This window comes from Pantoea eucalypti, assembly GCF_009646115.1.
GTDB classification, from domain to species: Bacteria; Pseudomonadota; Gammaproteobacteria; order Enterobacterales; family Enterobacteriaceae; genus Pantoea; species Pantoea eucalypti.
The window spans coordinates 1,029,111-1,051,445 of record NZ_CP045720.1 but is presented as its reverse complement, the minus strand read 5'-3'; the positions used below and the strand labels follow the sequence as shown (position 1 = coordinate 1,051,445).

The window sequence follows — 22,335 nt, the reverse complement described above, 5'->3', positions numbered from 1 at the left end:
GCTTGATCTCACAGTAGACCTCATCCGATTTCCAGGTATAAAAAAGCCCGCAACGCGGGCCTTTTTATACTGATTAATCGCTGATAAAAAGACGATCAGATCGCCTCTTCATCCTCTTCACCCGTACGGATACGCACCACGCGCGCCACGTCGAAGACAAAGATTTTACCGTCACCGATTTTGCCGGTCTGCGCGGTGCGCATAATGGTCTCGACGCAGGTATCAACGATATCGTCGCCCACCACCATCTCGATTTTCACTTTAGGTAAGAAATCGACCATATACTCTGCGCCGCGATACAGCTCGGTATGCCCTTTCTGGCGACCAAAGCCCTTTACTTCACTCACGGTCATCCCGGTGATGCCGACTTCCGCTAAGGCTTCACGAACATCATCGAGCTTGAATGGTTTGATAATCGCATCAATCTTTTTCATGTCAGACCCTTTTTCACTCCCTCCATGGTCAGAGGGTTTATCAAGTATAAATGTTGCTGGCGCTGTCGGGCGGTAATATCCGGGATTCTTCAGGTTGCCGCAAGCGCTGTCAGATTATGCTGACCGCACCCATTCTGATTCGGGCCTGAGCAGGCAACCTGCCAGTATTACGTCGCAGCCTCCGCTACTCTTTGAAATCACTGGCATCCAGTTCATGGCGAGACAGCAGCTTATAGAACTCCGTGCGGTTGCGTCCAGCCAGACGTGCGGCGTTGGTCACATTGCCTTTGGTCATCTGCAACAGCTTACGCAGATAGTTCAGCTCAAACTGATTACGCGCCTCCGCAAAGGTCGGCAAGGCGCTGTTCTCGCCGCTCAACGCCTGCTCCACCAGCGCATCACTGATCACCGGTGATGAACTCAGCGCCACGCACTGCTCAATGACGTTTACCAGCTGGCGCACGTTGCCTGGCCAGCTTGCGGCCATCAGACGCTTCATCGCATCAACGGAAAAACTGCGAATCTGTGGCTTATGCCGTTCCGCTGCCTGGCGCAGCAGATGATTGGCCAGCAGCGGGATATCTTCTGTGCGCTGATGCAGCGCGGGTATTTTCAGATTCACCACATTCAGACGATAGAAGAGATCCTCACGAAACTCTTTCTTCTCCATCGCCTTCGGCAGATCGCGATGCGTGGCTGAAATGATTCGCACGTCGATCTCACTATCGTGGTCGCTGCCCAGCGGTCTGACCTTACGCTCCTGCAACACCCGCAACAACTTAACCTGCAATGGCTGCGGCATATCGCCAATCTCATCCAGGAACAGCGTACCGCCGCCTGCCGCTTTAAATAACCCCTCACGCGCACTGACCGCACCGGTAAAAGCACCTTTGGCGTGACCAAACAGCTCTGATTCCAGCAGCTGCTCCGGCAAAGCGCCACAGTTAATGGCGACAAAAGGCTTGCCGTTACGCGGGCTGGCGGTGTGAATCGCCTGCGCCAGCATCTCTTTGCCGGTGCCACTCTGACCATTAATCAGAACGCTGACATCCGACTGCGCCACCATATGCGCCTGCTCCAGCAGCTTTAGCATCAGCGGGCTGCGGGTGACGATCGCCTCGCGCCAGCGGTCATCACTGACCGGTGCCTGCTGTGCCAGCGCCTCATCAATCGCTTTGTAGAGTGCGTCCCGATCAACCGGTTTCGTCAGGAAGCTGAATACGCCCTGCTGCGTGGCGGAAACCGCATCCGGAATGGAACCATGCGCCGTCAGGATAATCACCGGCAGACCGGTGTGGCGCTTCTGGATCTCGCCAAAGAGCGCCAGCCCATCCATCTCATCCATCCGCAGATCGCTTATCACCAGCTCAATCTTCTCTTTCTGCAACAGACGCAACGCTTCGGGTCCGCTGCCCGCAGTGGTGATCTGATACCCTTCGCTGCGAAGACGCATGCCCAGCAGCTTCAGCAGACTGGGATCGTCATCCACCAGCAGCAATTTTGCCGCTTGTCTGACCATCATTGCTCCTCATCCTGCGGCAGCGCTGTACCATGACTGCTGTCAGAAACATCCGGGGCTTTACGCGATGAGAGCTGCCGCTCAATGTCAGTCAGCCGCTCCAGCTTATGCTGCGTGTCACTGAGCTGCTGCTGTTGTTTAACCATCTGCTGGCGTATCGCCTCAAGCTGACTATCGCTGCTCTGTTGCAGATGGGCATAACGGGTGCGCGCTTCACTGAGGTCAAGCTGCGCGGTCTGGTTGCTGCGCCACAACTGAATCAGCGGGCGCACAGACTGTGGAAAATCAACGCTGTAACGATCCAGGGTTTCCACATAGCGACGACGCTCAACTGGCGTGACGTTGCCATTAGACATCAGCACGCCCTGTTTAAAGGCGCGCGACCAGTTCTCTGCCGGCCAGCGATGGGCTTCGGCTCTGGCTTCTGCAGAAGAAAGGCGCTCAGCACAATCGATCGCCCGCATCCAGTAAAGGGGATTATTCAGTGCGGCACTCTTCTCTATCGGCCAGAGATCATTGCAGCGGGTCGCCAGATAATCAGCAATGCTGACCTCGGGTTCCGCTACCTGATGGCCTGACGACAGGGATGAGGTGGCCGGGGAGGTCGTACATCCGCTGAGGAGCAGCGTCGTCAGCGTGCTTAACAGCAACGCGGGTAAATATTTCATCAGTCAGACTTTCCCGGCAGTGGTGTTCAGTTCAATTCGAAAACAGACGTCAGCCTGCTCACAGGGGACCAGCGTCAGGTCGCCATGCATCCGGCGCAGGCAATCTTTGGCAATACTCAATCCCAGCCCGCTGCCTTTTACCGGCCCTTTGCGCTGCTGGCTGCCCTGGAAGAACGGTTCGAAAATCATTGCCTGCTCTTCCGGCGGAATCGGCGTGCCGCTATTCGCGACCTCAATCCAGATCCGATCGCCCTGCTGCTGACTGCGCAGCCAGATGGTACCGGATTCGCTGCCGTAGTTCACGGCGTTCGAGTAGAGGTTATCAATGACCCGCATCAGTAACGTCGGTTCAGCAAGACAGTGGCTGACCTCAAGATTAACGACCGTCTGCATGAGTTTGGCGCGCGCTGAGAGCGCATGTGCATTGACGACGCCCTCCACGATCGCTGCCACGCTGACCGGTTCCTGCTGGATCGGGCCATCCGCCAGTTTGCGATTGTAATCGAGCAGTTGTTCAATCAGCCGCTGCAGATGGCGGCTGCTGCTGTCGAGAATAGTGACCACCTCTTTCTGGTCGGCGTTCAGCGATCCGGCGACTTCATCCGCCAGCAACTCAGTGCCTTCACGCAGGCTGGCCAGCGGCGTTTTCAGTTCGTGTGAAAGATGGCGCAGAAACTCATGACGCTGAGATTCCAGCCATGCAAGCCGTTCGCTGAGCCAGACGATGCGCTGTCCCAGCGAGCGTAACTCGCGCGGGCCGCGAAAAATCACGCTGTTACCCAGCTCACGCCCTTCGCCAAGCCGGTTGATCATCCGCTCAATGCGCTTGACCGGCCCGATAATCATGCCGGTAAACAGCGTCATCAGCGCGAGACTGATGATAAACAGAATCAGCGCCTGCCAGCCAAAAAACTGGCCGCGATCGGCGATTTCACGCTGCAGTTGTAAGCCGCGCGAAAAGACCACTTCGCGCGTGTCCTGCACCATCTGCGCGTTAGTAGCAGAAAAGCGATCCAGTGCCTCTGCGGCGGGTGTAATGGGATTGCCATTATCACATTTCAGCGGCGTCAGCAGTGGCAGAGTGGCCTGCAAGGTCTGAAAGGCGGGCAGTTCAGGCAGACTGGCGCTATGCGAACTCAGCATCTGACTGTAGCGGGTGTACTGCGTCTGATAAAGACGCGACAGCGAGGCATCATCCAGCACGCAATATTGACGGTAACTGCGCTCAAGCTCTACTGCCGTTCGTGCCATTGCCTCACTTCTGCGCACATCGGTGAAGGTGTTGCGGTTGGTATCAGCGGCCTGTTCACTTAACGCAGAGAGACTTTCCCACGCCTGCCAGGCCAGTACCAGCAACGGTAGCAGCACCAGAACAAACGCCATCAACACCAGCTGACGCAGAGAACGGGGAAATAAACGCCATTTTTTCACGCAGACGCTTCCTTAAGATTTACTGTCTGGATGCTAGCGGACTCTGACAGCAGAAGAAAGGTGTGGTGGGCAGAAAGAGAAACAAAAGAAAACGGCAGGCTCAATGGCCTGCCGCTGTCACGACGCGTGGTGCATCGCGTAAGAATGGGTGGAGCCTTACTCAACGTTACGTCCGGTGTTTGATAACGCAAGCGATTATCGGTCAGGTGGACGGCAGGCTCCGTTTGGTGCGTCATTCGGACTTTATGAGCTCTTATCCGCTTCGCGGGGCAATCATAAACAGGTGAATGAGCAGCTGCATAAGTATAGCAAGTTTCATGCCAGAAAATAAATCATTATATTTTTCAGCAGATTGAACGAGCTGCTCCAATGACACCTGCGAAAAGTCCGATGCAGACAGCGTCAATGTGTCTCCATAAGGCGACATTAAATCACCCCGGATACCCGCTCATTTAAAATCAATGAGATAGATGTCGCCATAAAGAGACAGTGCAATATCCCCCTTGTCGCCATTTGCCAACAGCGGCGTAAAAAAGAACAGGAGGCACACCGGCCTCCTGTTCATTTCAGCGGATTACATTAACCCAGCTGTCTGCGTGCATTGCGGAAAATGCGCATCCACGGGCTGTCTTCGCCCCACTCTGCCGGATGCCAGGAGTTGCTGACGGTACGGAAAACACGCTCCGGATGCGGCATCATAATGGTGACGCGACCACTTTCATTGGTCACGGCGGTGATGCCGTTAGGTGAGCCATTCGGGTTAGCCGGATAGGTTTCTGTCACCTTGCCGAAGTTATCGACAAAGCGCAGTGCCACCAGCCCTTTCGACTCCAGCGCCGCCAGATGCGTTGCATCACGCACCTCAACAAAACCTTCTCCGTGCGAAACCGCGATAGGCATATGTGAACCGGCCATGCCGTCCAGCAGCAGTGACGGACTGGCAGCCACTTCGACCAGGCTGAAGCGCGCTTCAAAGCGTTCAGACTGGTTACGCACAAAGCGCGGCCAGAGATCGCTGCCCGGAATCAGTTCACGCAGATTGGACATCATCTGACAGCCGTTACAGACGCCCAGCGCCAGGGTCTGCGGACGGTGGAAGAAGGTTTCGAACTCATCGCGAACACGCGGGTTGAACAGAATCGACTTCGCCCAGCCCTCACCGGCACCCAGCACATCACCGTAAGAGAAGCCGCCACAGGCAACCAGCGCCTGGAACGCTTCCAGACCGCGACGCCCGGCCAGCAGATCGCTCATGTGAACGTCAATGGCGGTAAAGCCAGCACGATCAAAGGCAGCGGCCATCTCCACATGGGAGTTCACACCCTGCTCACGCAGCACCGCGACGCGTGGACGTGCGCCCGTCGCGATCATCGGTGCCGCCACATCTTCCTGCGGATTAAAGGTCAGATTGACGTTGAGACCAGGATCGCTGTCGTTTTTCTTCGCTTCATGCTCCTGATCGGCACACGCCGGGTTGTCGCGCAGGCGTTGCATCTGCCAGGTGGTTTCCGCCCACCAGGTACGCAGCGTATTGCGGCTTTCACTGTAGACCGCGCTGTCACCGGAACGGATCACAAAGCGATCACCTGGCTGCGCGCTGCCCAGCAGATGCGTGGAAGCGGCAAGACCGTGATCGGCCAGGATCCGCTCAACGGCATCGCGATCGGCGGCGTTGATCTGAATCACCGCACCCAGCTCTTCGGTGAACAAGGCCGCCAGCGTATCGCTGCCCAGCGAGGCGATATCAACGTCAATGCCGCAGTGACCGGCAAAGGCCATCTCGGCCAGCGTCACCAGCAGACCACCGTCAGAGCGGTCGTGGTAGGCCAGCAGTTTCTGCTCAGCCACCAGCGCCTGAATCGCATTGAAGAAGCCCGCCAGCTGGGTGGCATCACGCACATCGGCAGGTTTGTCACCGAGCTGGCGATAGACCTGCGACAGCGCGGTTGCGCCCAGCGTATTCGCGCCGTTGCCCAGATCGATCAGCAGCAGCAGGTTGTCCTGATCGGCCTGCAGCTGTGGCGTGATGGTGCGACGGACATCTTCGACGCGTGCAAACGCAGTAATCACCAGCGACAGCGGCGAAGTCATCTCGCGCTGTTCAGTGCCTTCCTGCCAGCGGGTTTTCATCGACATCGAATCTTTACCGACCGGGATGGTGATCCCCAGCGCCGGGCAAAGCTCTTCGCCGACGGCTTTCACCGCCGCATATAAACCCGCATCTTCACCCGGATGACCCGCAGCGGACATCCAGTTAGCGGAGAGTTTCACGCGCTTCAGCGAACCAATCTGCGTTGCCGCCAGGTTGGTCAGGGCTTCACCCACCGCCAGACGACCCGATGCTGCGAAGTCCAGCAGCGCAACCGGTGAACGTTCGCCCAGGGCAAAGGCTTCGCCGTGATAGCTGTCGAGGCTGGCAGTGGTCACCGCACAGTTGGCCACCGGGATCTGCCACGGCCCGACCATCTGGTCGCGTGCCACCATGCCGGTCACGCTGCGGTCACCGATGGTGATCAGGAAGGTTTTTTCCGCCACAGCAGGCAGATGCAGTACGCGATTCACCGCATCAACCAGCGTAATGCCGTCACGCTGCAGCTCGGTGCCCTGCGCCTGCTGCGTCACCACATCCCGCGTCATCTTCGGCGTTTTGCCCAGCAGGACATCCAGCGGCATATCGATAGGCTTATTATCGAAATGGCTATCTTCCAGACTCAGGTGCAACTCTTCGGTGGCTTCACCAATTACGGCAAAAGGTGCGCGTTCGCGCTGGCAAATCGCCTCAAACTGCGCCAGCTGATCGGGTGCTACGGCCATCACATAACGTTCCTGTGATTCGTTACACCAGACTTCCAGCGGGCTCATGCCTGGCTCATCACTCAGGATGTCACGCAGGTTAAACCGGCCACCACGACCACCATCGCTGACCAGCTCCGGCATAGCATTGGAAAGGCCGCCCGCGCCCACGTCGTGGATAAACAGAATCGGGTTCTCATCGCCCAGCTGCCAGCAGCGGTCGATCACCTCCTGACAACGGCGCTCCATCTCCGGGTTATCACGCTGTACAGAGGCGAAGTCGAGATCGGCATCAGACTGACCTGAGGCCATGGATGAGGCCGCGCCGCCGCCCAGGCCGATGTTCATGGCCGGACCGCCCAGCACCACCAGCTTCGCGCCTACGGTGATTTCGCCTTTCTGAACGTGATCGGCACGGATGTTACCGATGCCGCCCGCCAGCATAATCGGCTTATGATAGCCGCGCAGCTCAGTGCCGTTGTGGCTGGTGACCTGCTCTTCATAAGTACGGAAGTAGCCATTCAGAGCCGGACGACCAAATTCATTGTTAAAGGCAGCGCCGCCCAGAGGTCCGTCGGTCATGATCTCCAGCGCGCTGACTATGCGGGCTGGTTTACCGAAGTCCTCTTCCCACGGCTGTTCAAAGCCAGGAATACGCAGGTTAGAGACCGAGAAACCGACCAGGCCCGCTTTTGGCTTGGAGCCGCGACCGGTTGCGCCTTCATCACGGATTTCACCACCAGAACCGGTGGCCGCGCCTGGCCACGGCGAAATCGCCGTTGGGTGGTTGTGCGTTTCCACCTTCATCAGAATGTGCGCAGCTTCCTGATGCCAGCGGTACTCGCTCTCTCCGGCGTCAGCAAAGAAGCGGCCAACCTCTGATCCTTCCATCACGGCGGCGTTATCTTTATAGGCAGAGAGCACGAAGTCCGGCGTCTTCTCCATCGTATTTTTGATCATTTTAAACAGCGACTTTGGCTGTTTCTCGCCGTCGATAATCCAGTCGGCGTTGAAAATCTTGTGACGACAGTGCTCAGAGTTCGCCTGCGCAAACATATAGAGTTCAATGTCGTTGGGGTTACGACCCAGTGCGGTAAACGCCGCCACCAGGTAGTCAATTTCATCGTCTGCCAGCGCCAGACCCAGGGAGATATTGGCCTGCACCAGCGCCTGACGGCCCTCACCCAGCAGATCGACACTTTTCACCGGCTGCGGCGTGTGGTGCGCGAACAACTGCTCAGCCTGCGCCAGGTCACTGAAGACCGTTTCCATCATCCGATCGTGCAGCAGTGTGCCCAGCGTTTGCCACTGCGCTTCGGTCAGCTGGGGAGCCTGTACATAGAAAGCCAGACCACGTTCCAGACGACGGACCTGTGGCAGGCCGCAGTTGTGGGCGATATCGGTTGCTTTGGATGACCAGGGCGAAATGGTACCAGGACGCGGTGTCACCAGCAGCAGACGACCCTGTGGAGCATGTTCAGCAAGAGAGGGACCATATTTCAGCAGACGTTGCAGACGGCTCTGTTCGTCAGCGCTTAAAGGCGTACTGACATCAGCAAAATGGATGTACTCAGCGTAAATATCACTCACCGGCAGATGAGCGTCCTGAAAGCGGGTCAGCAGTTTGTTTACACGAAATGCCGACAGGGCGGGCGAACCACGCAGAATTTCCATTAATAAGTCTCTCGTCAGGGCGCCGGGCGACGCAAATTGGGCGCAACAGGGAAAACGGGGCGTATTATAGAGAAAGCGACCTCGCGACGAAACCGTTTGCGCACAATTTTTGGCGACCCGGATTTGCCTGAAATTTGCGCAAAAGCTGCTATAAAAGTTGCTCAGCGTGATTTTGTTGCGCAAAATGCCCCTCGCTCTGGGAGTTCAAAGAAGATAAATACTGCCTTTAAAAGACAGAGGCCTTAGAGCCAGCGAGAGATAACTATTTGAAACGCCTAAAATTTAATTATCTGTTTATCGGTCTGGTTGCCGTGCTGTTAGCGTTAGCGCTATGGCCATCCATTCCCTGGTATGGGGGTGGGCAGGACCAGATTTCACAGATTAAATCGCGGGGAGTGCTGCGTGTCAGTACCATCAACTCCCCATTGACTTACTACACAGTTAACCAATTACCGGCCGGTATGGACTATGAGCTGGCAAAACGTTTCGCCGATTATCTGGGCGTCAAACTTAAGGTGACGGTTCGTCCTAACCTGAGCGATCTGTTTGATGACCTTGACGATGGCAAAGCCGATGTGCTGGCCGCCGGGCTGAACTATAACAATGAACGCCTGACGCGTTATCAGACCGGGCCAGGTTACTACAATGTTTCGCAGCAGCTGGTCTATCGCGTGGATAAGCCGCGCCCTAAAAACCTCGGTGACTTAAAGGGGCGGCTAACGGTTGCGGCGGGATCGGCTTACCTGTCAACGCTGAAGAGCGCGCGTTCTAATCAGTTTCCCGATCTGGACTGGGCGATCTCCACCGATCAGAGCCCTAAAGCCCTGCTGGAAGCGGTAGCTGATGGCAAGCTCGACTATACGATTGGCGACTCCGTCACCATCGCCCTGTTACAGCGCATTTATCCGCAGCTGGCGGTCGCGTTCGACGTCACCGATGAAGAGCCGGTGACCTGGTATGTGCGGCACAGTGATGATGACAGCCTGAATGCGGCGATGCTCGACTTCTTTAACGGGATGGGAGAAGAAGGCGCGATGGCGCGGCTGGAGGAGAAATATCTCGGCCACGTTGGCACCTTTGATTATGTCGATACCCGCACTTTCCTGCGGGCCATCGACAATACGCTGCCCGACATCAAGCCGCTGTTTGAGAAGTACGCCACCAGCATTGACTGGCGACTGCTGGCAGCGATCTCCTATCAGGAGTCGCACTGGAATCCGCAGGCCACCTCCCCTACCGGCGTACGCGGCATGATGATGCTGACGCGTAACACCGCGGAGAGTCTGGATGTGGGTGATCGTACCGATCCCGAACAGAGCATTCGCGGCGGCAGTCAGTATCTGCAGGATATGATGGCGAAGGTGCCACAGAGCATCCCGGAAGATGAACGTATCTGGTTTGCGCTGGCGGCTTACAACATGGGCTATGCCCATATGCTCGACGTCCGCAAGCTGACGGCACGCCAGGGTGGCGATCCGGACAGCTGGGCGGATGTAAAGCTGCGTCTGCCGATGCTGAGTCAGAAGCGTTACTACACCCAGACGACGTATGGCTACGCCCGAGGACATGAAGCTTATAACTACGTGGAGAATATCCGCAAGTATCAGCTAAGTCTGGTGGGTTATCTGCAGGAGCAGGAGAAGCGTCTGAAGCAGCAGGCGGAAGCCCAGGCCGAACTGGCGAAGGGCTATCCGGCGGTTGAACCAAAGATCGCGATGAACTAACCCTGGCGCTGCGCCTGACGCAGCGCTTTTTTCTGCTCGCGACGCATACGGAAAAAATCGCTCAGCATGGCGGCGCACTCTTCAGCCAGCACGCCACTGTGCAATTCAATCTGATGATTCATGCCAGGGTGGCCCAGCACATCCAGCAGCGATCCCGCCGCGCCACTTTTAACATCGTGCGCACCATAAACCAGACGCGTTATGCGGCTGTGAACCATAGCACCGGCACACATGACGCACGGCTCCAGCGTCACGTAAAGCGTGGTATCCAGCAGACGATAATTTTCCAGCACTTTACCGCCCTGGCGCAGAGCCATGATTTCGGCGTGCGCCGTCGGGTCGTGCTGACCAATGGGCCGGTTCCAGCCTTCGCCAATCACCTGGTCGTTCTGAACCAGCACCGCGCCCACCGGCACTTCGCCCTGCTCCCACGCCCGTCGCGCCAGACCAAGCGCATGGCGCATCCAGTACTCATCTTGTTGTTTCACGCTGACCACTCCGGGCGACTAAAAAGCGGCGCATTATAGCGGTCTCATCGGTCCTTTAAAAACTTATTCCAGCTGTTGCAGTTCACCCGCCGGGGTCACGCGCCAGCGATGCTGACAGAAAAACAGCAGCGGGTTGTCCTGTTTGCTGTCGCTGTAGCCGCTGTAAAGCTGCAGCGGCGTACCGATTTTCTCTTCCAGCTGCGCCACTTTCTCATGGCCAAGACAGCGCATCGCCAGCACCCGCCCACCCCAGCCGCGCTGCATCTGGCTCGCAATCATCTTCACGCGTGGCAGAAACGCGGAGTCGTAATAGACCTGCTCCACCAGCGACTGTGGCGATCCGGTGATCAGCCAGACTTCAGCATCATCACTGCTGAGATAATCCGTCAGACGCTGCTGCACCACCGGGAACGCTTTCACGCGCAGCCGGAACCACTGCGCAAACTCCGCTTCGAGGCGCAGCAATGTCTGCTCAGAGCGTCCAAAGGTAATTGACCAGAGCAGCAGGCTCATGGGCCAGCGAGCCGCACGTCCTTTAAACAGCAGGCCGATACCGACCACCGGCAATACCGGCACCACCAGCAGCAGATTAAGCGGGCGGCGACGCAGCAGATAGCGCATAAACGTGCCGAACATGTCCTGCTGGTGCAAAGTGCCATCCAGGTCAAAAAATACGATGCGACGTTGTGTTCCCCTGGTCAAACAACTCTCCTTTATGGCTGGTTCTGGAATGATAAAGAGTAGTGTAGCCATCATCAGGCGGTACGGCGATGACTGTCATTTTTAATTCCGATGACTACAATGCCCGATGAATAGTTTATTCTTCATTGATTATCCCTGAATGACGAGGATTGGGCATGAGTTCTTTGCTGCGCATTCGCCAGCTTTATCCACGACTGGCGTTGAACGAACGTCGGCTCGCGGATTTTTTACTGTCGCAACCCGATCGGGCGCGTCACCTGAGTTCACAAAAACTGGCGGAAGAGTCCGGCGTCAGTCAGTCGAGCGTAGTGAAGTTTGCTCAGAAGCTGGGCTATAAAGGTTTTCCGGCGCTTAAGCTGGCCCTGAGTGAGTCACTGGCGGACAAGGATGCCATTACCGTGCATAACCATATTCTGAGCGACGACCCGCTTAAAATGGTGGGTGAAAAGCTGCTGACAGAAAAGCTTTCAGCGATCCGCGCCACCCTGGATATTAATAGCGAAGAAAAGCTCAACGACGTGTTACAGCTGCTGAAAAATGCCCGCCGTATTTTACTGGTAGGCATCGGTGCCTCGGGCCTGGTGGCGAAAGATTTCTCCTGGAAGCTGATGAAGATCGGCATTAATGCGGTGGCGGAACAGGATATGCACGCCCTGCTGGCCAGCGTGCAGGCGATGGGGCCTGGCGATGTGCTGCTCGCCATCTCTTACACCGGTGAACGGCGAGAGATCAATCTGGCCGCGCAGGAAGCGGTTCAGGTGGGCGCAGATGTGGTGGCGTTCACGGGTTTTACGCCGAATACACTGCAGCAGAGTGCCGGTTACTGTCTTTATACGGTGGCGGAAGAGCAGAGTACCCGCAGCGCGGCGATCTCCTCAACCACGGCACAGCTTGCTCTGACCGACCTGCTGTTTATGGCGCTGGTGCAAAACGATCCTGAGCGCGCGTCCAGCCATATTCGTCACAGCGAAGCGCTGGTGAAAAAGCTGGTCTGATCAGCGTCAGCACGTATAATACCCGCGCTTTTTCTGTTGGTATCAGGTGGGTAAAATGGCGCTGTTGATTACGTCCAGATGCATTAACTGCGATATGTGTGAACCGGAGTGCCCGAATCAGGCGATTTCACTGGGCGATGCGATCTATGAGATTGATGTCAGCCGCTGCACGGAATGTGTCGGGCACTATGAGCGGCCAACCTGTCAGCAGGTCTGCCCCATCGACAACACGATTATCATTGACCCACAGCACACCGAATCTCGCGATGTGCTATGGGAGAAGTTCGTGCTGCTACACGGCTAGCTTTCAATGATTACTGTGGCGCAGGCGTAGTGACGCTCATCGGCCAGCGTCACGTGAACGTGCTTAACGCCCAGCCTCTCTGCCACGTCAGCGGCATGCTGAAAGAAGCGTAACCCCGGTTTTCCCAGCGCATCGTTGTAAACTTCAAACTGATTAAACGCCAGACCACCGCGAATGCCGGTGCCAAAGGCTTTTGCTGCCGCCTCTTTAACCGCAAAACGTTTGGAGAGAAAGCGCACCGGCTGCTTGTGCGCCTGATACTGGTGCCATTCGGCTTCACTCAGCACCCGACGCGCCAGCCGATCGCCGGAGCGCTCTATCACCCCGGCGATGCGTTCAATCTCAACGATGTCCGTACCTAATCCGAGAATAGCCATTAGCGACGGGCTTCACGCAGCAGTTGCTTCATCTCTTTAACTGCATCCGGCAGGCCACTCATTACTGCACGCCCGATAATCGCATGGCCGATGTTCAGCTCATGCATTTCCGGCAGCGCGGCAATCGGCAGCACATTGTGGTAGGTCAGACCATGACCGGCGTTAACTTTGAGCCCCAGGCTGGCAGCAAAAGTCGCGGCATGGCGAATGCGCGCCAGCTCAGCGTCACGCGCCAGTCCCTCGGGTGCCTCGGCGTAAGCGCCAGTATGGATTTCGATGTAAGGCGCACCCGTGGCAACGGCGGCTTCGATCTGGCGGTGATCGGCATCAATAAACAGCGAAACCAGAATGCCAGCATCCTTCAGCAGTCGCACGGCCGCGTTCATCTTCTCCTGCTGTCCCGCCACATCCAGTCCGCCTTCCGTTGTCACTTCCTGACGCTTTTCCGGCACCAGGCAGCAGAAATGGGGCTGAATGTCACAGGCAATGCCGATCATCTCATCGGTGACCGCCATCTCCAGATTCATGCGCGTCTGAATCGTGTCACGCAGAATTCGCACGTCGCGATCGGTGATGTGACGGCGATCTTCACGCAGGTGCACGGTAATGCCGTCTGCGCCTGCCTGCTCGGCGATAAACGCCGCCTGTACCGGATCGGGATAGTTTGTCCCACGCGCGTTACGCACCGTGGCAATGTGATCGATATTGACGCCTAACAGCAACTCAGCCATGACCATCCTCACTTCTTTTCCATCGTGATGTTGAGTGTACCGCGCAAATATAAACAGGCGGTACGACCAGCGCTATTCTTCTGCCTGTTCGGGCTTTTTCTTCGGGATAAACTGGCGGAACAGCTCCTGACTTTTCAGCGGCTTGCCACCAAGATAAGGCTTCAGGGCGATGCGCGTAAAGCGCTTCGCGGCACGCAGGGTGTCGGCATCCGGAAACTCTCGCTCACACAGGGCGTGCAGCTCCCGTCCGGTAAAGCTGCGATTGTTCACCACCAGGCTGGCGATAAAACCCCGCTCTTCGCGATAGCTGTAGGTCATATCGTCGCTGACCGGCTCGCCGCTGCCGGCGCAGTGCAGGAAGTCGACGCCGTAACCCAGGTGACCGAGCAGCGCCAGTTCAAATCGTCGCAGTGCCGGTTCGGGCTTACCGTGTGTTGAGGCTAACGCCTGAAGACAGTTGAGATAGTCGAAGAAGAGTTCCGGGAAGGGAGATTCCTGCTGCAATACGCGTGAGACCAGCTCATTGACGTAGAGACCGCAGTAAAGCGTGATGCCGCTGAGCGGTAAAGCCAGCGACACCGCTTCGGCATTGCGCAGGGTTTTAACTTCCCCGCGCCCGCTCCAGCGAACCAGCAGCGGGGTAAAAGGCTGTAACGCGCCTTTCAGGTTGGAACGCCGGGAACGCGCGCCCTTGGCCAGTACCCGAACCCGTCCTTCACTTTCGCTGAACAGGTCGAGCAGCAGGCTGGTTTCGCTGAAGGGACGACTATGCAGCACAAAGGCGCGTTGCCAGCCTTCCATTGAATCAGAGATCGTCTGTATAACCCAGGCTGCGCAGTGCACGTTCGTCATCTGCCCAGCCGGATTTCACTTTCACCCACAGTTCGAGATGCACTTTCGCTTCGAACATCTCTTCCATGTCCCTGCGCGCTTCGGTTCCGATGACTTTGATTTTGGCGCCTTTGTTGCCAATCACCATCTTCTTCTGCCCTTCACGCTCAACCAGGATCAGACCATGGATATCGTAACCGCCGCGTTCGTTGGTAACGAAGCGCTCAATCTCAACCGTGACAGAGTAAGGCAGTTCAGCGCCCAGGAAGCGCATCAGTTTTTCACGGATCATCTCTGACGCCATGAAGCGCTGTGAACGGTCAGTGATGTAATCTTCCGGGAAGTGATGATCGGCCTGTGGCAGATGCTTGCGGGTAATCGCCGCAATGGTATCGACGTTTTTGCCGCTCTCAGCAGAGATAGGCACGATATCGAGGAAGTTCATCTGCTGGCTCAGGAACTGGAGATGCGGCAGCAGAATGCTTTTATCCTGGATATTATCGACCTTGTTGATCGCCAGCACGACCGGCACTTTGTTGTCGCGCAGTTTGTTTAAGACCATCTCGTCATCTGGCGTCCAGCGGGTGCCTTCAACCACGAAGATCACCAGCTCTACGTCACCAATCGAACTGCTGGCTGCGCGGTTCATCAGACGGTTAATGGCACGCTTCTCTTCCATGTGCAGACCCGGAGTATCGACGTAGATCGCCTGATATTCGCCCTCGGTGTGAATGCCCATGATGCGGTGGCGCGTGGTTTGTGGCTTACGCGAGGTGATCGACACCTTCTGCCCCAGTAACTGGTTCAGTAAGGTGGATTTACCGACGTTTGGTCGGCCAACAATCGCGACAAAGCCGCAATAAGTAACGTTTTCGCTCATTCGAATCCTGAGTTGTTCAGCGCATGATACGGCGCTGAAAAAGTGCTATTTGAATCGTGTGTCATTCAGCGTCTTCTGACGCCGGGACAGAACTGCCAAAGGATGATTCACTGTGTGCCGCTCCGGCACGGTCACCCCGACAGACCTATTCGAGACCTAATTTTATCAGCGCCTGTTCAGCTGCTGCCTGCTCAGCTTTACGACGGCTGGAGCCGACGCCGACGACCGGCTCGGCCATGCCACTCACCTGACAGTGAATGGTGAATTCCTGATCGTGGGCTTCGCCACGCACCTGCACGACCAGATAACTTGGCAGTGGCAGATGACGTCCCTGCAGATACTCCTGCAGACGCGTTTTCGGATCTTTTTGTTTGTCGCCAGGACTGATTTCGTCCAGGCGGCTCTGATACCAGTCAAGGATCAGCTGTTCTACCCGCTCAATACCGCTGTCGAGGAAAATGCCGCCAATCAGCGCCTCGACCGTATCGGCAAGAATAGATTCACGACGGAAGCCGCCGCTTTTTAGCTCACCCGGTCCCAGACGCAGGCACTCGCCAAGATCAAATTCGCGGGCCATTTCAGCCAGCGTGTTGCCACGCACCAGTGTGGCGCGCATGCGGCTCATGTCACCTTCATCAACCCGCGGGAAGCGGTGATAAAGGGCATTAGCGATCACATAGCTAAGAATTGAATCGCCAAGAAATTCCAGGCGTTCGTTATGCTTACTGCTGGCGCTGCGGTGAGTCAGGGCCTGCTGTAACAGTTCCGAATGAGTAAAAGTGTAGCCCAGTTTGCGCTGAAGCTTGTTAATCAGGATGGGGTTCATGCGATTCCAGTTCTTTGTTGCGTCTGTGACTCTGCATACCAAACGGGGCTGGCAATCCAACACGTTCCGTTTGGTGTGCAGTGGCCTCCCTGAGGAGGCCACCCGAATTGCCTGTTAATCAGACAATGTTGTTAGTGGATACCGCCGATGCGACTGAATCGCACGCCGGTAGGCCACTGGCCTTCTTGTTTCTCAAAGCTCATCCAGATAGCGACCGCTTTACCGACCAGATTACGCTCCGGGACAAAGCCCCAGTAACGGCTGTCGGCGCTGTTATCACGGTTGTCGCCCATCATGAAGTATTGCCCTTTCGGCACGACCCAGCTCGACTGCGGCTGACCCGGCTGCTGATAATACATGCCTGCCTGACTCTGCGCTTCGTTTACCAGCAGAATGTCATGCGTCACGTTACCGATGGTCTCTTTGCGGGTGGCCAGGCGCAGACCTCCGCGCATAGTATCGCCCTGCGGCACCTGATAAAAACCGTTGCCGGTTTCGTTGCCATCAAAACCGCTAAAGGTCTGAATAAAGTTGCTTGGCTCAATATCGGTGTAAGTCACCGCCAGCGCCGTATCACAGGCTTTGTCGTCGCTGCAGGTCGGTTTTACCGTCAGGGTTTTGCTGTAAGGATCATAGATGACTTTGTCGCCCGGCAGGCCGATAACGCGCTTAATATAATCCAGGCTCGGATCTTTCGGGTATTTAAATACCGCGATATCGCCGCGCTTCGGCTGACCGGTTGGGATCAGCGTCGTCTGGGTAATCGGATCTTTGATACCGTAAGCGAATTTCTCCACCAGGATAAAGTCACCAATCAGCAGCGTTGGCATCATCGAGCCAGAGGGAATCTGGAACGGTTCGTAGATAAACGAACGCACGATGAACACCACCGCCAGCACCGGGAACACAGACGCGGTGGTCTCAACCCAGCCTGGCTTGGCAGCAACCTTCGCCAGCGTTTTGCTATCGAGCGCGTTGCCGGTCTGGGCCTGAACCTCAGCCTGTTTAGCGCGACGCGCAGGTGCCCATTTAAAACGATCTATTACCCATACGATGCCAGTAATCAGCGTCGCTATCGCCAGAATCAGGGCGAACATATTAGCCATTGGAAATCCTTATTTGCTGTCCTTACCGACATGCAGAATGGCGAGGAACGCTTCCTGTGGCAGCTCAACGTTACCAACCTGCTTCATACGCTTCTTACCGTCTTTCTGTTTCTGCAGAAGTTTCTTCTTACGGCTCACGTCACCGCCATAACACTTGGCGAGTACGTTTTTACGCAGCTGTTTAACCGTTGAACGCGCGATAATGTGGTTGCCGATGGCAGCCTGAATCGCAATATCAAACTGCTGACGCGGGATGAGATCTTTCATTTTCTCAACCAGATCGCGTCCGCGATAAGGTGCGTTGTCGCGGTGAGTGATCAGCGCCAGCGCATCCACACGTTCAGAGTTAATCAGTACGTCAACGCGCACCATGTCTGAAGGCTGGAAACGTTTAAAGTTGTAATCCAGCGAGGCATAACCGCGCGAGGTTGATTTCAGACGGTCAAAGAAGTCGAGTACCACCTCTGCCATCGGAATTTCGTACGTCAGTGCCACCTGATTGCCGTGGTAAACCATGTTGGTCTGCACGCCACGCTTCTCAATACACAGCGTGATGACGTTGCCCAGATACTCCTGTGGCAGCAGCATGTGACATTCCGCAATCGGTTCACGCAGCTCTTCGATATTGTTCAGCGCAGGCAGCTTAGATGGGCTGTCAACATGAACGATCTCGCCACTGGTAGTCACGACTTCATACACCACCGTCGGCGCGGTGGTGATCAGATCGAGATCGTATTCGCGCTCCAGGCGCTCCTGAATGATCTCCATGTGCAGCAGGCCAAGGAAGCCGCAGCGGAAACCAAAGCCCAGGGCGGTTGAGCTTTCTGGCTCATAGAACAGCGAGGCATCGTTCAGGCTCAGCTTGCCGAGCGCATCACGGAACGCTTCATAGTCGTCAGAGCTGATTGGGAACAGACCGGCATAAACCTGCGGCTTCACTTTTTTGAAGCCTGGCAGCGCTTTGTCTGCCGGGTTACGCGCGGTAGTCAGGGTATCGCCTACCGGCGCGCCAAGGATATCTTTGATAGCGCAGACCAGCCAGCCGACTTCACCGCAGTTCAGTTCATTACGATCCACACGCTTCGGAGTGAAAATTCCCAGACGGTCAGCGTTATAAACCTGGCCGGTGCTCAGGACTTTAATCTTGTCGCCTTTACGCATGGTGCCATTTTTCACACGCACCAGAGAAACAACGCCCAGATAGTTATCAAACCAGGAGTCGATAATCAGTGCCTGCAGCGGACCTTCCGGATCGCCTTCCGGCGGCGGAATATCACGCACTAAGCGCTCCAGCACTTCGGGTACGCCGACGCCGGTCTTGGCTGAGCAGCGCACGGCATCCGTTGCATCGATGCCGACGATATCTTCAATTTCCTGCGCGGCACGATCGGGATCGGCAGCTGGCAGGTCAATCTTGTTCAGAACCGGCACCACTTCCAGATCCATCTCCATCGCGGTATAGCAGTTCGCCAGTGTCTGCGCTTCAACACCCTGACCGGCATCCACCACCAGCAGCGCGCCTTCACAGGCGGCCAGTGAGCGGGAAACTTCATAAGAGAAGTCTACGTGGCCTGGGGTATCGATGAAATTGAGCTGGTAAGTTTGGCCGTCCTTCGCGTGGTAATCGAGTGTCACGCTCTGGGCTTTGATGGTGATCCCACGCTCACGCTCCAGATCCATAGAGTCGAGAACCTGCGCAGCCATTTCACGAGCGGTGAGTCCGCCACAGATCTGAATCAGACGGTCAGAGAGCGTAGATTTACCATGGTCGATATGAGCGATGATGGAGAAATTTCTTATGTGCTTCATTTATTGGGATATCTTCGCTTAAAATTCAGTTGAAAACCTGAGCACAGACACATTCAGGAAGATCGCTCTTTACCCACAATCCTGTCAGCCTCATTAATGACGACGCATATTACACTGTTAACGCCGCGCATAAAAGAATGGAACGTGGTGGAAGCGAAACAGATATCTGCGCAAAGCAGAATGGACAAAGGCCGCGAGATGCGCGGCCTGGACGTACGTTACGCTTCGCTTTCAACACGCAGCGCATCAGGAGGCAAGGCAATGCTCAGAATGACCGGCTGAAAAGCTTCACGGTCGCCAAATTTCATTGAAACACCTTTAGCAACAATAAAACCGCCGATGCCACCCAGCAGCGCACCGCAGGCCGCAGCCAGATCGCTGTTAAACAGCGCCTGAAACAGACCGGCCACCAGGAAAAGACCAGACAGCGGCGTCATATAGACCAGCAGTGCTGAACCAAGCAGGCTGCTCTCTTTGATGCCGAGCTCGATGCGTTGTCCAGGTTGCAGCGGCTTACTGCTGGCGATTTGCATCACATGGGCGTTTTTTGGACCGAGTTTATTCAGCATATGACTGCCACAGCCTTTACGCGCCTGGCAACTGTTGCAGGACGTTTTTGCTTCGGTATGCAGTGTGGCGATGCCATCCTGCCATGCCACTACGGTGGCCCATTCTCTCATCATTTTTGTGACCCCAGGTCAATGCTGTCCGCAATACGTTTTGCGGTGGAGGGCGGCAATTCGCCAATCACTGCAATTTCGTTATTATTGCGCACAACGGTCTGGACCGTACGACGTCCAGTGCGCAATGTCTGCGTCAGACTGGTTTTATCGGCTGGCGTCACGTTGATGGCGAAACTAAACAGCCCATCGCTGTAGAGCTTCGACTCCATATTTTTGTTCAGCCCCGGCAGTGTACGGCGATTCTGCGACACCAGGGACATGCCGGCAGGTATCCAGCCAGGTTGCCAGGTAAGCGTAACCGCATCCCCTTTCGGCACGGATAGCGACGGAGGCAGATTCGCTTTCTCGAGTCCCTGCATCAGATTACGCACCCCTTCATCCACCGCAAAGCTGATCACGCGGAACTGCTCCAGCGTTTCGCCATCACGATCAAGCAGGTCGATTCGCAGCGGCAGTTTGGTGTCCACATCCAGCCAGACCACATAGCTGTAACGGGTGCCGTCACGGGAAACGATACGCATTACATCACACATTTGATCGGCAATGCGGGAGCGCCCTACGGTAATAAAATCGTAGGCTGAGGCAAGTTTGGTGAAGTCAGCAAAAATTACCGAGGGTAAGGCATCGATAATATGATTGCCGGGAAGCGAAAAGGGATCGAGGCCGGGTTCGAAGTAGCTGATATCATTGCCACGCTGGATAACTTCCCGGCGAGGCCCGTCCATCTGTAACAACTGCGCGAATATCCGGTTATCGATCACTGCGTGACGATAACGCAGCGATTCAATGCCGATGCGCGAGACGTTGATATAGGCGAATTCGTAGTTGAGATTCTGACTTGCCTGCTCCATCTGCTGCAATAACGCCCCGGACGCGGTAGTTTGCGCCGGGGCGGCAGATGACCATAACAGACTGCCTGTCAGCAGGCTAACAGCATACCAAAGCGGCTTCATTACTGCTGCTGCTGTCCTAATGATTGGTTTCCGGGAACATCAACCTGCGCCTGTTTTGGCGCATTGGTTTCAATCTGCAGCTGGTCAGCATGCAGGCGACGTTGCAGTTCATAGTCCTGCAGCATCGCATTTACGCGACGACGCTGGTCCTGAACCTGCTGGTTTGAGCTGTTTGTATCAAACGCATCTGACGGCACACCCAGGCTCACCGGCGACGCTTTCCCCATCATCGGCATGGTATTAAATACCGGAGAGTCAGAGGTTTGCGTGGCACTGCCTGCCGGCTGATTGTAGTGCTGAACACCCACGATCACGGCCAGCGAAACGCAGGCAGCCACACCCACCTGAGTCAGTTGCGCAGCCCATGGACGCGCTTTTTTCCAGAACGGCATTTTTTCCCAGCGGGAAGGCTCTGGCTGAGCTTCAGGGATCAGCGTAGTGACCGAACGTTTAGGTTCTTTTTCGATGGCAGCAGCGACGCGCGCAGAGATATCGAAATGCAGGACATCGCCTGTATCACCACGCATTGTATCGCGGATGAGATGATAGCTCGCCCAGCTTTTCTGTAATTCTGCGTCCTTAGACAAGGCGGAAAACAGCTCGTTATCTAAGGTCTCACCATCCATTAAAGCGGAAAGTTTTTCTTTCTGCATGCCTATGTACCCTTCCAGTAGCCGTTATCACTAACGTTGGATAAGCGGTTGAACTTTGTTATCAATGGCCTCTCGCGCACGAAAGATACGTGATCGAACAGTGCCTACCGGGCAATCCATAATGACGGCGATCTCTTCATAACTCAGACCGTCCAGTTCCCTGAGGGTGATTGCCATACGCAAGTCCTCAGGTAGCGCCTCGATGGTACGAAAGACAATTTGTTTCAATTCGTCAGACAACATTAAGTTCTCAGGGTTCGAAATTTCTTTTAATGCACCCGCACTTTCGAAATTTTCTGCGTCAATCGCATCCACATCGCTGGATGGCGGACGTCGCCCCTGAGCAACCAGGTAATTTTTCGCTGTGTTAACCGCAATGCGGTACAGCCAGGTATAAAACGCGCTATCGCCCCGGAATGAGTCCAGTGCGCGATACGCTTTAATAAACGATTCCTGTACTACATCAGGGACGTCGCCCGAGGGAACATAGCGTGAAACCAGACTCGCCACTTTATGCTGGTAACGAATTACCAGTAAGTTGAACGATTTTTGATCTCCCTTCTGTACCCGCTCGACAAGGACCTGATCCGTTAACTGCTCGCTCATCCGAGGTAATGTCTCCCCAAATTTTTCATATGCAAAAGTAACTGCCAGCACATCTCATGTTCTGAGCAAGCATGCGCTTAGAGTTGTGATGTGGTGCGAAGTTCACTTCTCGCCCTGATATTTAACACGCCAATAGCCATTACACAGG

The 22,335-nt window shown here is 55.7% G+C and carries 21 protein-coding genes; 3 read left to right on the top strand and 18 right to left on the bottom strand.

What is annotated here, in order from left to right:
* Window positions 1-95 precede the first annotated feature (95 nt).
* The 5 genes from glnB to purL form a co-directional block, all read right to left on the bottom strand.
* Window positions 96-434 carry a nitrogen regulatory protein P-II gene (glnB, locus tag EE896_RS04965; protein WP_003848647.1) on the bottom strand — a complete coding sequence of 113 codons (339 nt, stop codon included), beginning with the start codon at window positions 432-434 and terminating at the stop codon, window positions 96-98.
* 184 nt (window positions 435-618) lie between these two features.
* Window positions 619-1,953: a two-component system response regulator GlrR gene (gene glrR, locus EE896_RS04960; RefSeq protein ID WP_373681452.1), complete on the bottom strand. Its 1,335-nt coding sequence runs from the start codon at window positions 1,951-1,953 to the stop codon at window positions 619-621.
* Window positions 1,953-2,621: a two-component system QseEF-associated lipoprotein QseG gene (gene qseG / locus EE896_RS04955; protein WP_140915739.1), complete on the bottom strand. Its 669-nt coding sequence runs from the start codon at window positions 2,619-2,621 to the stop codon at window positions 1,953-1,955. The genes glrR and qseG overlap by 1 nt, the downstream gene beginning before the upstream one ends.
* 3 nt (window positions 2,622-2,624) lie before the next feature.
* Entirely contained in the window at window positions 2,625-4,052 is a 1,428-nt protein-coding gene (locus EE896_RS04950) for a sensor histidine kinase (RefSeq protein ID WP_140915740.1), read from the bottom strand.
* A 579-nt stretch (window positions 4,053-4,631) separates the two neighbouring features.
* On the bottom strand, window positions 4,632-8,519 hold the full coding sequence (gene purL / locus EE896_RS04945; RefSeq protein WP_140033136.1) for a phosphoribosylformylglycinamidine synthase: 3,888 nt from the start codon (window positions 8,517-8,519) through the stop codon (window positions 4,632-4,634).
* Window positions 8,520-8,785: 266 nt separating this feature from the next.
* Here purL and mltF point away from each other — a divergent pair, with 266 nt between their 5' ends.
* The gene (gene mltF, locus EE896_RS04940; RefSeq protein WP_003848623.1) at window positions 8,786-10,243 is read left to right on the top strand and encodes a membrane-bound lytic murein transglycosylase MltF; all 1,458 of its coding nucleotides are present in this window, start codon (window positions 8,786-8,788) and stop codon (window positions 10,241-10,243) included.
* Here the strand turns inward: mltF and tadA are convergent.
* Both tadA and yfhb read right to left on the bottom strand, forming a co-directional pair.
* The gene (gene tadA / locus EE896_RS04935) at window positions 10,240-10,707 is read right to left on the bottom strand and encodes a tRNA adenosine(34) deaminase TadA (protein WP_238329311.1); all 468 of its coding nucleotides are present in this window, start codon (window positions 10,705-10,707) and stop codon (window positions 10,240-10,242) included. The genes mltF and tadA overlap by 4 nt on opposite strands.
* Window positions 10,708-10,794: 87 nt before the next feature.
* A complete protein-coding gene (yfhb, locus tag EE896_RS04930; RefSeq protein WP_039659517.1) occupies window positions 10,795-11,433 on the bottom strand; it encodes a phosphatidylglycerophosphatase C in 639 nt (212 codons plus the stop codon).
* A 155-nt stretch (window positions 11,434-11,588) separates the two neighbouring features.
* Between yfhb and EE896_RS04925 the strand changes: the two genes are divergently transcribed.
* Window positions 11,589-12,428 carry a MurR/RpiR family transcriptional regulator gene (locus EE896_RS04925; protein ID WP_003848617.1) on the top strand — a complete coding sequence of 280 codons (840 nt, stop codon included), beginning with the start codon at window positions 11,589-11,591 and terminating at the stop codon, window positions 12,426-12,428.
* A gap of 55 nt (window positions 12,429-12,483) precedes the next feature.
* A complete protein-coding gene (locus EE896_RS04920; protein ID WP_140915741.1) occupies window positions 12,484-12,732 on the top strand; it encodes a YfhL family 4Fe-4S dicluster ferredoxin in 249 nt (82 codons plus the stop codon).
* Here EE896_RS04920 and acpS read toward each other — a convergent pair.
* The 11 genes from acpS to rpoE all read right to left on the bottom strand — a co-directional run bounded on the left by acpS (window position 12,729) and on the right by rpoE (window position 22,187).
* Window positions 12,729-13,109: a holo-ACP synthase gene (gene acpS, locus EE896_RS04915; protein WP_003848613.1), complete on the bottom strand. Its 381-nt coding sequence runs from the start codon at window positions 13,107-13,109 to the stop codon at window positions 12,729-12,731. The two genes, EE896_RS04920 and acpS, sit on opposite strands and share 4 nt — an antisense overlap.
* Window positions 13,109-13,840 (bottom strand): pyridoxine 5'-phosphate synthase, encoded by a 732-nt coding sequence (pdxJ, locus tag EE896_RS04910; RefSeq protein ID WP_003848612.1) that lies wholly within the window; start codon window positions 13,838-13,840, stop codon window positions 13,109-13,111. Before pdxJ ends, acpS begins: the two co-directional genes overlap by 1 nt.
* Window positions 13,841-13,912: 72 nt before the next feature.
* Complete coding sequence (gene recO / locus EE896_RS04905) at window positions 13,913-14,641, bottom strand: DNA repair protein RecO (protein ID WP_003848609.1); 729 nt, start codon at window positions 14,639-14,641, stop codon at window positions 13,913-13,915.
* 4 nt (window positions 14,642-14,645) lie between these two features.
* Window positions 14,646-15,551, bottom strand: coding sequence for a GTPase Era (gene era, locus EE896_RS04900; protein ID WP_003848607.1), 906 nt, complete (start codon window positions 15,549-15,551; stop codon window positions 14,646-14,648).
* A 145-nt stretch (window positions 15,552-15,696) separates the two neighbouring features.
* Window positions 15,697-16,377, bottom strand: a complete 681-nt coding sequence (gene rnc, locus EE896_RS04895) for a ribonuclease III (protein ID WP_003848606.1) — start codon at window positions 16,375-16,377, stop codon at window positions 15,697-15,699.
* Between the two features lie 131 nt (window positions 16,378-16,508).
* Window positions 16,509-17,483, bottom strand: a complete 975-nt coding sequence (gene lepB / locus EE896_RS04890; protein WP_003848604.1) for a signal peptidase I — start codon at window positions 17,481-17,483, stop codon at window positions 16,509-16,511.
* A 9-nt stretch (window positions 17,484-17,492) separates the two neighbouring features.
* Window positions 17,493-19,292, bottom strand: a complete 1,800-nt coding sequence (gene lepA / locus EE896_RS04885) for a translation elongation factor 4 (protein WP_003848603.1) — start codon at window positions 19,290-19,292, stop codon at window positions 17,493-17,495.
* A gap of 218 nt (window positions 19,293-19,510) precedes the next feature.
* The gene (gene rseC / locus EE896_RS04880; RefSeq protein WP_008926717.1) at window positions 19,511-19,975 is read right to left on the bottom strand and encodes a SoxR-reducing system protein RseC; all 465 of its coding nucleotides are present in this window, start codon (window positions 19,973-19,975) and stop codon (window positions 19,511-19,513) included.
* Window positions 19,972-20,928 carry a sigma-E factor regulatory protein RseB gene (gene rseB / locus EE896_RS04875; RefSeq protein ID WP_140915742.1) on the bottom strand — a complete coding sequence of 319 codons (957 nt, stop codon included), beginning with the start codon at window positions 20,926-20,928 and terminating at the stop codon, window positions 19,972-19,974. Before rseB ends, rseC begins: the two co-directional genes overlap by 4 nt.
* Window positions 20,928-21,581: an anti-sigma-E factor RseA gene (gene rseA, locus EE896_RS04870; RefSeq protein ID WP_003848597.1), complete on the bottom strand. Its 654-nt coding sequence runs from the start codon at window positions 21,579-21,581 to the stop codon at window positions 20,928-20,930. Before rseA ends, rseB begins: the two co-directional genes overlap by 1 nt.
* A gap of 30 nt (window positions 21,582-21,611) precedes the next feature.
* Complete coding sequence (gene rpoE, locus EE896_RS04865) at window positions 21,612-22,187, bottom strand: RNA polymerase sigma factor RpoE (protein WP_003848595.1); 576 nt, start codon at window positions 22,185-22,187, stop codon at window positions 21,612-21,614.
* Window positions 22,188-22,335 lie beyond the last annotated feature (148 nt).

Coding starts and splice junctions, on each gene's coding strand:
- glnB (WP_003848647.1), bottom strand. CDS start 434: ATGAAAAAGATTGATGCGATTATCAAACCATTCAAGCTCGATGATGTT.
- glrR (WP_373681452.1), bottom strand. CDS start 1,953: ATGGTCAGACAAGCGGCAAAATTGCTGCTGGTGGATGACGATCCCAGT.
- qseG (WP_140915739.1), bottom strand. CDS start 2,621: ATGAAATATTTACCCGCGTTGCTGTTAAGCACGCTGACGACGCTGCTC.
- purL (WP_140033136.1), bottom strand. CDS start 8,519: ATGGAAATTCTGCGTGGTTCGCCCGCCCTGTCGGCATTTCGTGTAAAC.
- tadA (WP_238329311.1), bottom strand. CDS start 10,707: ATGCGCCATGCGCTTGGTCTGGCGCGACGGGCGTGGGAGCAGGGCGAA.
- EE896_RS04925 (WP_003848617.1), top strand. CDS start 11,589: ATGAGTTCTTTGCTGCGCATTCGCCAGCTTTATCCACGACTGGCGTTG.
- EE896_RS04920 (WP_140915741.1), top strand. CDS start 12,484: ATGGCGCTGTTGATTACGTCCAGATGCATTAACTGCGATATGTGTGAA.
- acpS (WP_003848613.1), bottom strand. CDS start 13,109: ATGGCTATTCTCGGATTAGGTACGGACATCGTTGAGATTGAACGCATC.
- pdxJ (WP_003848612.1), bottom strand. CDS start 13,840: ATGGCTGAGTTGCTGTTAGGCGTCAATATCGATCACATTGCCACGGTG.
- recO (WP_003848609.1), bottom strand. CDS start 14,641: ATGGAAGGCTGGCAACGCGCCTTTGTGCTGCATAGTCGTCCCTTCAGC.
- era (WP_003848607.1), bottom strand. CDS start 15,551: ATGAGCGAAAACGTTACTTATTGCGGCTTTGTCGCGATTGTTGGCCGA.
- rnc (WP_003848606.1), bottom strand. CDS start 16,377: ATGAACCCCATCCTGATTAACAAGCTTCAGCGCAAACTGGGCTACACT.
- lepB (WP_003848604.1), bottom strand. CDS start 17,483: ATGGCTAATATGTTCGCCCTGATTCTGGCGATAGCGACGCTGATTACT.
- lepA (WP_003848603.1), bottom strand. CDS start 19,292: ATGAAGCACATAAGAAATTTCTCCATCATCGCTCATATCGACCATGGT.
- rseC (WP_008926717.1), bottom strand. CDS start 19,975: ATGATGAGAGAATGGGCCACCGTAGTGGCATGGCAGGATGGCATCGCC.
- rseB (WP_140915742.1), bottom strand. CDS start 20,928: ATGAAGCCGCTTTGGTATGCTGTTAGCCTGCTGACAGGCAGTCTGTTA.
- rseA (WP_003848597.1), bottom strand. CDS start 21,581: ATGCAGAAAGAAAAACTTTCCGCTTTAATGGATGGTGAGACCTTAGAT.
- rpoE (WP_003848595.1), bottom strand. CDS start 22,187: ATGAGCGAGCAGTTAACGGATCAGGTCCTTGTCGAGCGGGTACAGAAG.